Below are 13,535 nucleotides of genomic sequence, written 5' to 3'. Positions count from 1 at the left end.
CGGGTCCTGAATCCGTCGCTTCATGCTAGACGAAGGCCTTGATGCTGATGCCGGCGGCGTCGAGGGCGCGCTTCACGGCCACGGCCATGGCCACAGCGCCCGGAGAATCCCCGTGGACGCACACCGATTCTGCGCTGATCAACAGGTCCGAACCGTCGATGGCGCTGATGGCCTCCCCGGTGGTCATCTGCAGGACGCGGGCGGCAACCGCCTCCGGATCCTCCAGCACGGAACCGGGCTGGGAGCGCGACGTCAGCGTGCCGTCCGGGTTGTAGGCGCGGTCAGCGAACGCCTCGGAGACGGCGCGGAGCCCGGCTGCCTCCGCGAGCCGCAGCACTTCGGATCCGGGCAGGCCAAGGACGGGCAGGCCGGGATCCACCGACTTGACGGCGTCCACCACGGCGCGTGCCTGCGCGGTGTTGCGGACGATGGCGTTATAGAGGCCACCATGCGGCTTCACGTAGCTGACCCTGGTGCCGGCCGTCGCGGCCAGCGCCTGCAGGGCCCCGATCTGGTAGACGACGTCGTCAGCCAGTTCACGGGGGTCGACGTCCATGTACCGGCGGCCGAATCCGGCCAGGTCGCGGTAGCCCACATGGGCCCCGACCACCACGCCGGCCTTGGCCGCCGCCTCGCAGGTGGACCGGATGACGCTGGGATCGCCGGCGTGGAATCCGCAGGCGACGTTGGCGCTGGATACGGAAGCCATCATGGCTGCGTCATCTCCCAGGCTCCATCGCCCGAAGGATTCACCGACGTCGCTGTTCAAATCTATTGCGTGCATTGTGACCCTCATCTCAACTCGTCCTTACACAAGGATGCACCCTTCCGCGGGAATGTTCAACAATTCAACAATCTGATTGTGGTTGGTTCGTGTAAATTCGGTGTATGGCCACAGTGAATCCGCATGAATCAACGGAGCGAGCAGCGCCCGGTGCAGCGCGGCTGCGCGTGGCCGTGCCCTCAGTGGCCACCCGGGTCGCAAGCGAGCTCCGGCTCCAGATCGCTGAAGGTGCGCTTCCCCCCGGCACAAAGCTGAAGGAGGAGGCACTTTCCGAGGAGCTAGGGGTCTCCCGCAACACTGTGCGCGAGGCGTTCGCCGAACTCGCCAGTGAGCGGCTGGTGGTCCGCCAGCCCAACCGCGGCGTCTTTGTCGCCAGCCTTGAGGCCAGCGACATCCACGACGTCTACACCGTCCGGCGGGCCATCGAGGTCAGTGCGGTCCGGGGCGGCGGCAGTGCCGAAAGTATCGCGGCCGTGCGCGCGGCCGTCGAGGAAGGCAAGCGCGCGGCCGAGGCCGGCGACAGTGAGCGGCTTGGCAGCGCCAACCAGCATTTTCACGGTGCCCTCGTTGCCATGGCCGGCAGCGAGCGCCTGGATATCATCATGTCGCAGGTGCTGGCCGAAATGCGGCTGTTCTTCCACAAGGCCTCCATCGACGGCGGCTTCTACCAGGACTACCTGTCCGAGAATGAGCAGATCTGCACGGCACTGGAAGCCGGCGAGTATGAGCGGGCCGCTGAACGGCTCCTCGCCTACCTCGACCGGTCCGAAGAGCACCAGACCGCCGTCCACTCGTCCTAGCTGAGGCCTTTTCACCACACGCAACGCGAACGGACACTTGCGGCCCCGCTTTCGAGGGCTGCGAGTGTCCGTTCGCATTTAAGCCTCTTGACGGTGTGATCCAGGTCGCGTACATTGTTCAACAAGTTTGGATTGTTCTACATTTCCACAATCCAACAGAATGCTCCGCTTTCGGCGGCTGCCCGGGGGAAGCCGCCAATCAGCCTCAGTGCCCGCGCTCCTGTCAACGTCGCAGGGCGGGCGGGCTGGCGCACCAGCGCATCCGTAGCAACACGGGTGGCATCCACACTCTTCATGGAGGAACAAATGGCCAATCAATCCGCAATGGCCTCCGCAGGCACCAGGCCCGCCGTCGGGCGCAAGGACATGTACAAGGCGTTCGCGGCCAGTCTCACCGGGACCGCGCTGGAGTTCTACGACTTCGCTGTCTACTCCGCAGCGGCCGCCATCGTTTTCCCGCTGATTTTCTTCCCGGCGTCGGACCCGGTGACGGGCACCCTGCTGGCGTTCTCGACGTACGCGGTGGGCTACATTTCCCGGCCCGTCGGCGGCATCATCTTTGGCCGGCTGGGTGATGAGATCGGCCGCAAGAAGATCCTGGTCTTCACCCTGATGCTGATCGGCGTGGCCACCTTCCTCATCGGCCTGCTGCCCACATACGGCAACATCGGGATCATCGCCCCGGCGATCCTCGTCTTCCTGAGGTTCGCGCAGGGCGTGGGTGTCGGCGGTGAATGGGGCGGCGCCGTCCTGCTGTCCAGCGAATTCGGCGAACCCAGCCGGCGCGGCTTCTGGGCCTCCGCGGCACAGATCGGCCCGCCTGCCGGCAACCTCCTGGCCAACGGCGCCCTCGCCGTCCTCACGCTGGCGCTGTCCGAGCAGGCATTCCTGGACTACGGCTGGCGGATCGCCTTCCTGATCTCCGCACTGCTGGTGGCCTTCGGGTTGTGGATCCGCCTGAAGCTGGAAGACACCCCCGTCTTCAAGGCCATGGAAGCCCGGGGCGAGCAGCCCAAAGCCCCCATCCGCGAACTCCTCGCCACCCAGCGCAGGCCCCTCCTGGCCGCCATGCTCAGCCGCATCGGCCCGGACGTCACCTACGCGCTCTGCACCGTCTTCACCCTGACCTACGGCATCCAGGAACTCGGCTTCGACCGCGGGCAGGTCCTCCTTGCCGTGCTCATCGGCTCGGGCCTGCAGCTCTTCACGATGCCGCTCGCGGGCGCCCTCTCCGACCGGATCAACCGGCGCCTCGTCTACGGCATCGCGGCAGTCGCCGCGGCCGTCTGGGGCTTCCTGTTCTTCATCGTGCTGGAAGGCCGCTCCCCGGTGATGCTCGTGGTGGGCACTGTGCTGGGCCTGCTTTGCCACTCCTTCATGTACGGTCCGCAGGCCGCGTTCGTCGTCGAGCAGTTCTCCCCGCGGCTCCGCTCCACGGGAAGCTCCCTGGCCTACACCTTTGCCGGCATCATCGGCGGTGCCATCGCGCCGTTCATGTTCACCCTGCTGCAGAGCACCTTCCACAGCTGGGTCCCCGTGGCCATCTACCTCAGCGTTGCCTGCCTGCTGACGGTGGTGGGCCTTGCCCTCGGCCGCGACTCGAATGTGGCCGAGGACGAGGAATACCTGCGGGCGTCAGCCGAAGTTGCCGGAAGCGCGGCCCGATGACACCGGCGAACGCCCTCCAGGCGCCGTCGGAAGCCCGCCGGCAGTTCCGCGACGGCCTGGTCACGCCCACCTCCGGCTGGAGCGACGGCTACACCCAGGCCAACCTGATCGCGGTGACGGCGGACTACGCGGACGAGTTCCTCGAGTTCTGCCGGCTCAACGCCAAGGCCTGCCCGGTTATCGACATCATTCCCGCGGGGCAGTACGAAAGTTCCCTCGCCGCGGGCTCAGACATCCGCACCGACATCCCCGCCTACCGGGTGTGGAGGGACGGCGTCCTGGCCGCCGAGGTCTCCGATGTCCGCTCGCTCTGGCGCGACGACATGGTGGGCGTGCTCATCGGCTGCAGCTTCACGTTCGAAGCCGCGCTGGCCGCCGAGGGCATCCCGCTCCGGCACACCGAGACGGGCCGCAACGTCCCCATGTACCGCACTAATGTGGAGTGCACCCCGGCGGGGCGCATCCATGGCCCCATGGTCGTCTCGATGCGCCCGATGCCCGCCGAACTGGTGGAGACCGCTGTCAGGGTGACCGCGGAGGTGCCGAAGGTCCACGGCGCGCCGGTCCACGTCGGATCACCCCAGGAGCTCGGCATTGCCGACCTCGCGCGCCCCGACTTCGGGGACGCCGTGGACATCCGGCCCGGGGAAGTCCCGGTGTTCTGGGCCTGCGGGGTAACGCCGCAGAGCGCCGTGATGGCATCCCGGCCGGCCTTCGCCATCAGCCACGCTCCAGGGCACATGTTCATTACGGATGTTCCGGAGAGCACGTACCGGGTGCCGGCAGGGCAATAAGCGCAGAACAAAGGCGGGGCAGGGCCACACCATCAGTGGCCCTGCCCCGCCTTTGTTCTGCCTGCCTAGAAGCTCCTGGCGTTCGCCAGCACGGGCAGCTTTCCGCGGACGTCCGGAATAACGGAGGGGTCGACGTCGACCACCGCCAGTTCGGGTGCGCCGCCCAGCGCGACCAGGGGGGAGCCCAGCGGCGACACCACCGCACTGTGGCCGATCCCGGTGGGCGTCGCGCCGGCGGACGGCAGCCCGAGTGTTGCCGGGTCAGCCTGGCCGCACGCCACCACAAAGGTGGTGCTGTCCACCGCCCGCGCACGGATCAGCAGGTCCCACTGCTCCGCCTTGCCTTCGCCCGCACCCCAGGATGCGCAGACGATGTTGACGGCGGCGCCGGCCCTGGCGTTGGCCGTGAACAGTGCGGGGAAGCGGACGTCGTAGCAGGTGGCAAGGCCGATGGTGGTGCCGTTCAGTTCGAATGTCACCGGGGCTGTTCCTGCGTCCACCGACTCGGACTCGGCGAATCCGAAGGCGTCAAAGAGGTGGATCTTGTCATAGGAAGTCTCGATCCCCGGGCCGGTGACCAGAAGCGTGTTCCGCACCCTCCCGCCTTCTCCGGGGGTGAACATGCCGGCCACAACGGCGATGTCCAGGTCTGCGGCTATGGCCCGGACTGTGGTGGCCCACGGCCCGTCCAACGGTTCGGCGATGTCAGCCAGCGGATGGCCGAAGGCGCGCATGGCCGCCTCGGGGAACACCACCAGCTCTGCGCCGGCCGTCTTTGCCCGGGTGGCGTAGTCTCGGATCAGCCCGAGGTTGGCCGCCAGGTCGGCGCCCGTGACGATTTGGGCAACTGCTAAACGCATGAATCTGCTCTTCTCTGTTGTATACCTGATGTATGCGAAAAAGTTCGGGGACGGCGGCGTCCGGCCGGGAGAAGGCGTACGCCTACCTGCGTGAAAACATCCTGACCGACCCGGAGATGCAGGGGCGCTTCCTCAACGAGCAGGAGCTGGCCGCCGAAATCGGGGTCTCCCGCACGCCGGTCCGCGAGGCACTGCTGCTGCTGGTCTCCGACGGTCTGGTGGAACTGATCCCGCAGCGGGGGGCCTACGTCCCCCCGGTGACCGGCCGTGAAATTTCGGAGCTGATGGAGCTGCGCGGCGTGCTGGAAAGCCATGCCGCCCGCCTGGTCATCGAGCACCGGAGTGTCCCGGCGGACAAGATGCAGGACACCCTCGACCAGCAGTCCAGGCTGCCCAGGAACGAAGGCGCGGAAGCCGCGCAGGAGTTTATCCGGCTGGACACCCTCTTCCACCAGCAGCTCATCGACGCTGCCGGCAATGAACTGATTTCCCGGACCTACAGCAAACTGCACGTCCGGCAGATCGTCGTCGGGGTTTCCGCCCTGTTCCGGACCGGGGGCAGGCGCGAGCAGGTGTGCTCCGAACACCAGGACATCCTCGATGCCCTGGTGTCCGGGGACGCAGCGAAGGCGCAGAAGGCCATCGACCACCACCTGGCCGTCACCCGCGACATCCTGCTCCGCACCTGATGGAGTTTTGTACAGATAATGGGACTTCGGGGGGCCTTGAGCGCCCAATATCTGTACAAGAACTCGGTGGGGGACTAGGCAGCCCCGGACTGCTGGCGGGCCGACGCGGAACCTTCCAGAAGCAGCCGGTAGTCCAGATCCTCAATGGTGTCGTTGTCCCGGCCGAGGGCCAGCCCCACCACGGTGACGGCTGCGGCAACGGCCACGTAGATGGCCACCGGAATCCAGGTGCCGAACTGGGCGAGCAGCACCGTGAACAGCAGGGGCGCGATGGCGCCGCCGATCACGCCGGCGAACGTGTACGCCAGCGAGCTGCCGGTGGACCGGAGCCGCGGGGAGAACTGCTCCACGATGAAGGCCGCCTGCGGACCGTACATGAAGGAGTGGGCCATCAGGCCCAGCACAATGCCCACAATGAGCATGGGCTGGTTGTTGCCGCCCAGGACGCCGAAGAAGATGAACGTCCACACCGCTCCCACCACGGCGCCGACGCCGTAGACCAGGCGGCGGTTGAAGCGGTCGGAGACGGCGCCGGCCAGCGGAATCATGAACAGCTGGAAGGCGGAGCCGATCAGGACGGCGGTCAGCACCTGGTTCCGCTCGTAGCCCAGGGCCTGGATGCCGTAGGTGAGCGTGAAGACGGTGAACAGGGCGTACAGCACGTCCGGTCCGACACGGCACAGGATGGCGGCGATCAGCGGACGCAGTTCCTTGCTGAAGACCTCGCGGACGGGGGCGTGCGGCTGTTCGCCGTGGGCCTCGATGGCCTTGAATATGGGGGTGTCCTCGAGCTTCAGCCGGATCCAGAGGCCGAAGCCGACCAGCACGGCCGAAACCAGGAACGCGATGCGCCAGCCGAAGCTCAGGAACTGCTCCTCCGTGAGCGCGACCGTCAGGACGGCAAGGGCGCCGTTGGCCAGAAGATTGCCGGCAGGCGGACCCACCTGGGCCGCGGAAGCCCAGAAGCCGCGGCGGTGCGGGTCGCCGTATTCGCTGGAGAGCAGGACGGCGCCGCCCCATTCGCCGCCCACACCCACGCCCTGTGCGAACCGCAGGAGGACCAGGAGGATACCTGCCGTGGCGCCGATGTTCGCGTAGCCGGGCAGCACGCCGATGAGCACCGTGGCCACGCCGATGATCATCAGCGTGGTCACCAGGACCTTCTTGCGGCCAATGCGGTCCCCGAGCCGGCCGAAGATGATGCCGCCGACCGGGCGGGAAACATAGCCGACGGCGTAGGTGGAGAAGGCGAGGATCGTCCCGGTCAGGGGATCGGTCGCCGGGAAGAAGACGACGGGAAATACGACGGCGGCCGCGGCCGAGTAGACGGCGAAGTCGTACCACTCGAGCGCGGTGCCGGTGAGGCTGGCGGCAAAGGCCTTGTACAGGCCCTTGGGGTGAATCGTCTTGTGCGGATGCGGCGCTGTGCCGGGACCCGGAACTGGAGCGTTGGCCATGGTGTTGTCCTCCACGAGGTTTTTCTAGTGACGCCTGTCACGCTGGGGTTAAATGTATACATTACGCATACTGGATGTACATTGGCGACCGTTTCCGGTTTCCGGTTTGTAAAAATTTCTGCAGCAAAATGCAAAGGATGGATCCACGATGACGACTCTGAGCCTTGAACTACCGGACGGCCGCACGCAGGATGTGGAGGTCAGGCTCCTCCTGAATGCCGGCTACGCAGGGCGTGAGCAGGATGAAGTCCAGGCCCATATCGCTGAGCTCGCTGAACTTGGCGTTCCGGGCCCGGCTACTACTCCCGCCCTGTATCCAGTGTCCCCCTATCTGGCCCAGCAGGTATCGGAAGTCCAGGTACAGCATGGGCGCACCTCCGGGGAGGCGGAGTGGGCCCTTGTCATCACCGACGGCGGTGTGCTGCTCACCGTCGCCTGTGACCATACGGACCGCGCGCTCGAGGTGCACGGTGTTGCGTGGAGCAAGAATGCGAGCCCGGATGTGCTGGGCCGCAAGGCGTGGCGGCTCGATGACGTGCGGGACCACCTGGACCAGATCACCCTCAAGGCCTGGGTGGGGGAGGGCGACACCCCCGATACCCTCATCCAGGACAGCTCGCTGGAAGCCCTGCTGACCCCGGACTACTGGCTGGACGTCCTCACCGAACGCGGCCTGAACGCCCCCGGGACGGTGCTCATCTCCGGCACGGTGGCCATGACGGGCGGAGTCAACCAGTTCGCCCGCAGCTGGAAGGTGGAGATGGCCGATCCGGTGACCGGCCACTCCGTGGATGTCCAGTACGTGGTGGAGCAGATGGCGGAGCCGATCGGCTAACGTTTCCGGCCGCAAGGCAGGACGACGACGGCGGGAGAGTCCCGCCGTCGTCCGCTTCCCTCAGCCGCTGCGGCGGCAGTGCTCAGGCGCTCAGTTCGTCCGGCGCGTGGTGGGCGTTGCCGGACATGGCGCGGGCGCGGCCGGCCTTGGCCCGGTACGAGGCCAGGAAGGTGGCGATGCGGCGCACGGCCTCGCGGATGTCGTCCACGGCGGGCAGGATGACGAACCTGAAGTGGTCGGTGGCGTGCCAGTGGAATGCCGTCCCGTGGGAGACCAGGATTTTCTGGTCCTGCAGCAGGTCAAGGACAAACTGCTCATCGTCCACGAACGGATACATCTCCGGATCCAGCTTCGGGAACAGGTACATCGCGCCGGCCGCCGGCACGCAGCTCACGCCGGGAATCTCGTTGAGCAGCCGGCAGGCAAGGTCGCGCTGCTCCCGCAGCCGCCCGCCGGGCCGGATCAGGTCCGTGATGCTCTGGTAGCCGCCAAGCGACGTCTGGATCGCGTGCTGCGCGGGAACGTTGGGGCAGAGCCGGAGGGAAGCCAGGAGTTCGAGGGACTCCCGGTAGGCTGCGGTGGCCCAGCGCGGACCGGAAACGGCCACCCACCCGGCCCGGTAGCCGGGCATCCGGTACGCCTTGGACAGGCCGGAGAAGGTCAGGACTGGAATGTCCCGGGCCACTGAGGCCGTGTGGATGTGGACCTGGTCCTCGAACGTGATCTTTTCGTAGATCTCATCGGAAAACAGCACCAGGTCATGGCGCCGGGCCAGGTCGGCGAACTGCTCCAGGACGTGCCGCGGGTAGACGGCCCCGGTCGGGTTGTTGGGGTTGATGAGCACGATGGCCCGCGTGCGGTCCGTGATCTTGGCCTCGACGTCGGCCATGTCCGGCCACCAGTTGTTCTCCTCATCGCACATGTAGTGCACGGCGCTGCCGCCGCAGAGCACTGTGGCCGCAGTCCACAGCGGATAGTCCGGGGACGGGATAAGGACCTCGTCACCCACCTCGAGGAAAGCCTGGAGCGTCATGGAGATGAGTTCGCTGACTCCGTTGCCGATGAAGATATCCTCGACGCCGATGTCCATCAGGCCCTTGGTCTCGTAATACTGCGAGATGGCGGTCCGGGCGGAGAAGATGCCCTTCGAATCGCTGTAGCCCTGGGCCTCGCGCAGGTGGTGGATCATGTCCACCACGATGGATTCCGGCGCATGCAGGCCGAACGGCGCCGGATCCCCGAGGTTCATGCGCAGAATGCTGTGGCCTTCCGACTCCATTTTCTTCGCCGCATGCTGCACCGGTCCCCTGAGGTCGTACCGGACATGTTGCAATCGGCTGGAATTCTGCATGGCGCGCATGAGGCATGTTTTCACAGCTGCGCCGCTCCGGACAATGTGATGAACCGGCCGCGTCGGACGACGGCGGGACCTCCCCCCGTCGTCAGCTGCCCACTGTGCCGGTCAGAGTTCCGGGACGCATTCCCCGCCGCCCAGAACGGCCAGTCCGGCGAGGTCGCCTGCGGCGAACTCCGTAACGCCGGCGCCTTCCGGGTTCATGAGCTGGGTGGGGTCGTTCACGTGGTCCAGCCCCACGACGTGGGCGAGCTCGTGCATGATGACGGCCCGGGCGAACCGGCGCCCGTCCGGCCACTGCAGAATGCCGGCAAAATCGGGGGCGTCGAGGGCCACCTGGCCCGCCACCAGCACGTACGGCTGCCCCTCCATGTAGGCGTACCCGCTGCCGCCCAGGCCGTCGACGTCCCCGGCCAGGTCAGGACTCTCCGCAGGGTTGGACCAGGCAATAAGCACGGGAGCCCACCTCTTGCCGTACAGGTCGGGCTGGAACATTTCACGGTCCTCGCTGGGTGCCTCCGGCGTGAGGCCGTCATAGACAAAGCGCAGGCCGGTGGCGGCCGAGACTTTGGCGACCGCCTCCTGGATCATCTGGTCGGCGCCGGGCGGGGCGTTGTCCGGACGGACCACGTAATGCACGGGCCGGCAGGGATCGTATGCGGCGAAGGGCTGACCGGGATCGGGGGATTCCTGCAGCACGTATGCCTGGGATCCTGTGCTGGCGGGCGGCCGCCCGAGCGGTGATGCCGCAGCCTCGAAGCCTGCCGGCGGCACCGCCGCTCCGGGAAGGTACGGCAGGACGGCCGGCAGCACATAGCGGTCGAACACCATCGGCACGGAGGAGAGGCCCACCAGCAGGACGATGCCTGCGCCGATGGCCCACTGCGGAATTCGTCCGCTCGCGGGCCTTCGGACTCCCGGCGGCAACCCCGCGTTGGGTACGCCAAAACCTGGTGGTGGCGGGCTCTCCCGCCAGTCGGAATCCGGACGCAACAGTGTCCCCCTGGTTGTTGCACGTCGCCCTCACGAGAAATGGCTCACCCAAAGCATAGGCGCCGGGAGACAAAAGCGGCCATCATTCCCTGACGGCCGGCCGCCGCCGTTGCCGCGGCCAGGGCACCTGACGTAGCTTCGGGGAAGAGCAAGCGTGGCAGATAGCCAGAAGGAGAGTTGAGGATGTCCCTGTTCCAAGGACTTGTGAACGGAGCGCTCGCCGGCGCCGCGGGCACCACGGCGCTGAATGCCGTCAGCTACCTGGACATGGTGTGGCGCGGCCGGGCGGCGAGCACCACGCCCAGCGACTCCGTGGAGAGGCTGGCGGAACGGGCGGGAGTGACCATCCCGGGAACCGAAGCCCAGCGCGGGAACCGGGTGGAGGCCCTGGGCCCGCTGCTCGGGATCGCCACCGGCATGGGCCTCGGCGCCGTGCTGGGGGCGGCCGGGTCACTGGGGGTTCGCACCGGGCCCGTCCGGTCAGTGGCGGTGGCCTCGCTGGCTGCCCTGCTCGTCTCCAACATTCCCATGACCGCCCTGGGCGTGACTGATCCGCGGACCTGGAGTGCCGCGGACTGGGCCAGCGACATCGTGCCGCACGCCGCATACGGGGCGGTCACAGGGCACCTGCTGGAGCACCTGCCCAAATAAGTGGCTGTTTCCAAAGACACCGCAAGGGATGCTGTGACCGACCCGGACGTCCCGCAGAATAACGGGCCGGCGGAGCCTGCGGTCCCGCAGCGTGCCGGAGGCCAGACGCCGCAGGAGCCGGAGCACTCCCGGCCGGACAGCCGGAAGGCGCGCTGGGGCACCCGCTGGGCCACCGTCGTCGCCGTCCTCCAGCGGCTGCTGTACGTGGTTATCACCGCCGCCGTGGGCTGGGCCGTCTATTTCTTCCTGCTCGCCCGGCTGGCCAGGGGCCCGGAGCAGGTGTGGGTGTTCCTCCCCGTCTGGCTGATTGCTGCCTACGCCTTCCTGCCCCGCGTCCACAAGATCCTCAGCAGCCTGTACCTGCCGAACTACTTCATCGGGCGTGCCCGCACCGGCGACGGCGTGCTCGGCGATCCGGTCAATCTCGCCGTCGTCGGTCCGGCGGACGAACTGCGCACCGCGATGCTCACGGCAGGGTGGATCGAGGCCGACCCCGTCACCCCGTCCACCGCCTGGCGCACCCTCAGCGCGACGCTTCTGGGCCGGAGCTATCCGCAGTCGCCGGTCAGTGCCCTGTACGTCTTCGGGAACAAGCAGGACATGGCGTTTCAGCGGGAAATCGACGGCAATCCGCGCAAGCGGCACCACGTGCGGTTCTGGAAATGCCCGGAAGGCTGGATGCTTCCCGGCGGGTTCGCCGTCGACTGGGTGGGTGCCGGAACATACGACAAAAGCGTGGGACTCTCGCTCTTCACGTTCCAGATCACCCACAAGATCGCGGACGGGACCGACGAGGAACGCGACTTCATCATCGGCACGCTGCAAACTGCCAATGCCGTGGAATCCGTGCACGTCATCCGGCACTTCTCCTCCGGGTACCACCACCGCAACGGCGGCGGAGACAGCATCCGCACGGACGGGCACCTTCCCATCATCGATCTCCGGCCGCACGGCCAACGGGATTCCGCACCCGCGCTGTGAGCCGGTCAGAAAACGCAAGCGGACGACGGCGGGACGCACCCGCCGTCGTCCTCTTGCGTTTGGCACAATGGCGGTTGGACCTGGGCAACGGAGGATAAGGACGGCATGAACAAGGCGATCACTAAATGCCCGCACTGCGGCCAGGCTGGCGCAGCACCGGCTCCTGTTCTGGACCGCTGGCTGAAGGACGCGCTGGCGTGAGTGCTGCCGGCCTTCCTGCCGTGGACACTGCTGCGGCCGACGTTTTCTGGTCCGAATACGCCGCTGCCCGCCCCGAAGCGGTTCGCCTCTGTTCCGACTACACTGTCGAGCGCTTCGGGGATTCCGCCGTGCTGGCCGATGGGCTGTTGCGGGCCGTGACCGAGGGGGCCAAACGTGCCACCTCTGAACTCGCCGACGAATTCCTTGCGGCCGGGGACAGCCTGCCCCGCATCGGGTCGCACTGGATCGCTTGTGACGGTGCCGGCGTCCCGCGCGTCGTGCTGCGTACCGTCGAGCTGCGGCTCGGCCCGTTCACCAGTGCCGATGAGGCGTTCGCCCGGGATGAGGGGGAAGACGACCGGTCGCTGGCGAGCTGGCAGGCGGAGCACCGGAAGTACTGGACCCGCGTCCGGGGCCGCCGCGGGCTGGAATGGACCGAAGGCGACGAGATTGTTTTTGAGCGGTTCCGGGTGGCCTGGCCTCCCGAGCTGGCGGACCCGGCCTAGGGCCGCCGGGTCCGCAGCTTAGGGCCGGTCTCAGATTGTCCGCGGAGCCTTTGCCAGGTTCTCCGTGAGCTCCGCCGCGTTCTGCCGGACCACGTAGGCAGGGCGGTCCCGCTCGACGCGCCAGCTGTCGGACAGGGGGCCGACGTTGACGGTATCGAAGCCGAACTCGTCGTATAGCCTCGCCACCAGCTCACTTGCCTCGGGATAGTCACTCGCAGTGGCCAGCGCGCGGCGGTTCTCCGTGCCCGGCGGGGTACCGTCCGAGGTGATCTGCTTGGCCATGATGTGGTTGAAGCCCTTGGCCACCTTGGACTCCGGAAGGTGTTCCTGCAGCAGGCCGGACGTGGTGGCTTCCCCGTTGTCCAGCGCCGGGATGCGGCCGTCCCGCTCCCAGTAGTAGTTGTTGGTATCGATCACGATCTTTCCGGCCAGCGGCTCCACGGGGATGTCCCGGTAGCTCTTGAGGGGAACGGTGACGACGGCGAAGTCGCCCATGGCCGCAGCCTCCGCAGCCGTGGCCGCCTTTGCCTGCGGCCCCAGCTCCGCAACGAGTCCGGCCAGGGTTTCCGGCCCCCGCGAATTACTGATGACCACGTCATAGCCGAGCTCCACAGCCTTCCGTGCGACCTGGCTTCCAATGTGTCCTGCACCGATGATTCCGATTGTTGTCATGTCCGGCGCAACAGCGGGTAGCCCGCAGGTATTTCGCACATTACGCCAGACGACCTGCGCCAGCCGACGGCGGGAGCGCCGGAGGCCCGCGAGTGCCCAAGTAGCGGCCGCTGCGCAAATTCGAGTACCCGCTACCGGTGCCTGTCCACGCTGTGGCACATAGGGTTGTTGTATTGGGTGGTGGAAAGTGTGCCGGTGCCACCAATTGCCGGCACACACCGGGCTGGGAAGGCCGCCACGGTTGTTGCCGGACCAGCCGGTCCTCCCCGGCTGATTCGGCACGTCGGTGA

General features: G+C 67.1%; 14 protein-coding genes. 8 read left to right on the top strand and 6 right to left on the bottom strand.

Annotation, left to right across the window (positions count from 1 at the left end; genetic code table 11):
- Positions 1–25: 25 nt before the first annotated feature.
- The gene (locus ARGLB_RS22150; protein WP_003806421.1) at positions 26–784 is read right to left on the bottom strand and encodes a LamB/YcsF family protein; all 759 of its coding nucleotides are present in this window, start codon (positions 782–784) and stop codon (positions 26–28) included.
- A gap of 104 nt (positions 785–888) precedes the next feature.
- Between ARGLB_RS22150 and ARGLB_RS22145 the strand changes: the two genes are divergently transcribed.
- The 3 genes from ARGLB_RS22145 (at position 889) to ARGLB_RS22135 (ending at position 4,046) form a co-directional block, all read left to right on the top strand.
- On the top strand, positions 889–1,584 hold the full coding sequence (locus ARGLB_RS22145; RefSeq protein ID WP_003806420.1) for a GntR family transcriptional regulator: 696 nt from the start codon (positions 889–891) through the stop codon (positions 1,582–1,584).
- 306 nt (positions 1,585–1,890) lie between these two features.
- Positions 1,891–3,252, top strand: a complete 1,362-nt coding sequence (locus ARGLB_RS22140) for an MFS transporter (RefSeq protein ID WP_003806419.1) — start codon at positions 1,891–1,893, stop codon at positions 3,250–3,252.
- Positions 3,249–4,046: a putative hydro-lyase gene (locus tag ARGLB_RS22135; protein WP_003806418.1), complete on the top strand. Its 798-nt coding sequence runs from the start codon at positions 3,249–3,251 to the stop codon at positions 4,044–4,046. Before ARGLB_RS22140 ends, ARGLB_RS22135 begins: the two co-directional genes overlap by 4 nt.
- A gap of 65 nt (positions 4,047–4,111) precedes the next feature.
- Here ARGLB_RS22135 and ARGLB_RS22130 read toward each other — a convergent pair whose 3' ends face one another.
- Entirely contained in the window at positions 4,112–4,906 is a 795-nt protein-coding gene (locus ARGLB_RS22130) for a carbon-nitrogen hydrolase family protein (protein WP_003806417.1), read from the bottom strand.
- A gap of 32 nt (positions 4,907–4,938) precedes the next feature.
- Here ARGLB_RS22130 and ARGLB_RS22125 point away from each other — a divergent pair, with 32 nt between their 5' ends.
- The gene (locus ARGLB_RS22125; protein WP_003806416.1) at positions 4,939–5,595 is read left to right on the top strand and encodes a GntR family transcriptional regulator; all 657 of its coding nucleotides are present in this window, start codon (positions 4,939–4,941) and stop codon (positions 5,593–5,595) included.
- 74 nt (positions 5,596–5,669) lie between these two features.
- Here the strand turns inward: ARGLB_RS22125 and ARGLB_RS22120 are convergent, their stop codons facing one another.
- Positions 5,670–7,052, bottom strand: coding sequence for an MFS transporter (locus ARGLB_RS22120; RefSeq protein WP_083839728.1), 1,383 nt, complete (start codon positions 7,050–7,052; stop codon positions 5,670–5,672).
- A gap of 148 nt (positions 7,053–7,200) precedes the next feature.
- Between ARGLB_RS22120 and ARGLB_RS22115 the strand changes: the two genes are divergently transcribed.
- A complete protein-coding gene (locus ARGLB_RS22115) occupies positions 7,201–7,887 on the top strand; it encodes a DUF2848 domain-containing protein (RefSeq protein WP_003806414.1) in 687 nt (228 codons plus the stop codon).
- A gap of 82 nt (positions 7,888–7,969) precedes the next feature.
- On the opposite strand, the gene ARGLB_RS22110 is transcribed toward ARGLB_RS22115, so the two are convergent.
- On the bottom strand, positions 7,970–9,247 hold the full coding sequence (locus ARGLB_RS22110; RefSeq protein ID WP_003806413.1) for a pyridoxal phosphate-dependent aminotransferase: 1,278 nt from the start codon (positions 9,245–9,247) through the stop codon (positions 7,970–7,972).
- A 102-nt stretch (positions 9,248–9,349) separates the two neighbouring features.
- A complete protein-coding gene (locus tag ARGLB_RS22105; RefSeq protein ID WP_175305051.1) occupies positions 9,350–10,168 on the bottom strand; it encodes a M10 family metallopeptidase domain-containing protein in 819 nt (272 codons plus the stop codon).
- 249 nt (positions 10,169–10,417) lie between these two features.
- Between ARGLB_RS22105 and ARGLB_RS22100 the strand changes: the two genes are divergently transcribed.
- The 3 genes from ARGLB_RS22100 (at position 10,418) to ARGLB_RS22090 (ending at position 12,573) form a co-directional block, all read left to right on the top strand.
- Positions 10,418–10,885 carry a hypothetical protein gene (locus ARGLB_RS22100; protein WP_003806410.1) on the top strand — a complete coding sequence of 156 codons (468 nt, stop codon included), beginning with the start codon at positions 10,418–10,420 and terminating at the stop codon, positions 10,883–10,885.
- Positions 10,886–10,918: 33 nt separating this feature from the next.
- On the top strand, positions 10,919–11,866 hold the full coding sequence (locus ARGLB_RS22095) for an LssY C-terminal domain-containing protein (protein WP_245531596.1): 948 nt from the start codon (positions 10,919–10,921) through the stop codon (positions 11,864–11,866).
- Between the two features lie 197 nt (positions 11,867–12,063).
- Entirely contained in the window at positions 12,064–12,573 is a 510-nt protein-coding gene (locus ARGLB_RS22090) for an ASCH domain-containing protein (RefSeq protein WP_003806407.1), read from the top strand.
- Positions 12,574–12,603: 30 nt separating this feature from the next.
- Here the strand turns inward: ARGLB_RS22090 and ARGLB_RS22085 are convergent, their stop codons facing one another.
- Positions 12,604–13,404, bottom strand: a complete 801-nt coding sequence (locus tag ARGLB_RS22085; RefSeq protein WP_280959918.1) for an NADPH-dependent F420 reductase — start codon at positions 13,402–13,404, stop codon at positions 12,604–12,606.
- Positions 13,405–13,535 lie beyond the last annotated feature (131 nt).

This window comes from Arthrobacter globiformis NBRC 12137 (genome assembly GCF_000238915.1).
GTDB lineage: Bacteria > Actinomycetota > Actinomycetes > Actinomycetales > Micrococcaceae > Arthrobacter > Arthrobacter globiformis.
This window is presented reverse-complemented; position numbering and strand designations above follow the sequence as displayed.

Bases quoted from the DNA above. Each gene is read 5' to 3' on its own strand.
- ARGLB_RS22150 (WP_003806421.1), bottom strand. From the start codon at position 784: ATGCACGCAATAGATTTGAACAGCGACGTCGGTGAATCCTTCGGGCGA.
- ARGLB_RS22145 (WP_003806420.1), top strand. From the start codon at position 889: ATGGCCACAGTGAATCCGCATGAATCAACGGAGCGAGCAGCGCCCGGT.
- ARGLB_RS22140 (WP_003806419.1), top strand. From the start codon at position 1,891: ATGGCCAATCAATCCGCAATGGCCTCCGCAGGCACCAGGCCCGCCGTC.
- ARGLB_RS22135 (WP_003806418.1), top strand. From the start codon at position 3,249: ATGACACCGGCGAACGCCCTCCAGGCGCCGTCGGAAGCCCGCCGGCAG.
- ARGLB_RS22130 (WP_003806417.1), bottom strand. From the start codon at position 4,906: ATGCGTTTAGCAGTTGCCCAAATCGTCACGGGCGCCGACCTGGCGGCC.
- ARGLB_RS22125 (WP_003806416.1), top strand. From the start codon at position 4,939: ATGCGAAAAAGTTCGGGGACGGCGGCGTCCGGCCGGGAGAAGGCGTAC.
- ARGLB_RS22120 (WP_083839728.1), bottom strand. From the start codon at position 7,052: ATGGCCAACGCTCCAGTTCCGGGTCCCGGCACAGCGCCGCATCCGCAC.
- ARGLB_RS22115 (WP_003806414.1), top strand. From the start codon at position 7,201: ATGACGACTCTGAGCCTTGAACTACCGGACGGCCGCACGCAGGATGTG.
- ARGLB_RS22110 (WP_003806413.1), bottom strand. From the start codon at position 9,247: ATGCGCGCCATGCAGAATTCCAGCCGATTGCAACATGTCCGGTACGAC.
- ARGLB_RS22100 (WP_003806410.1), top strand. From the start codon at position 10,418: ATGTCCCTGTTCCAAGGACTTGTGAACGGAGCGCTCGCCGGCGCCGCG.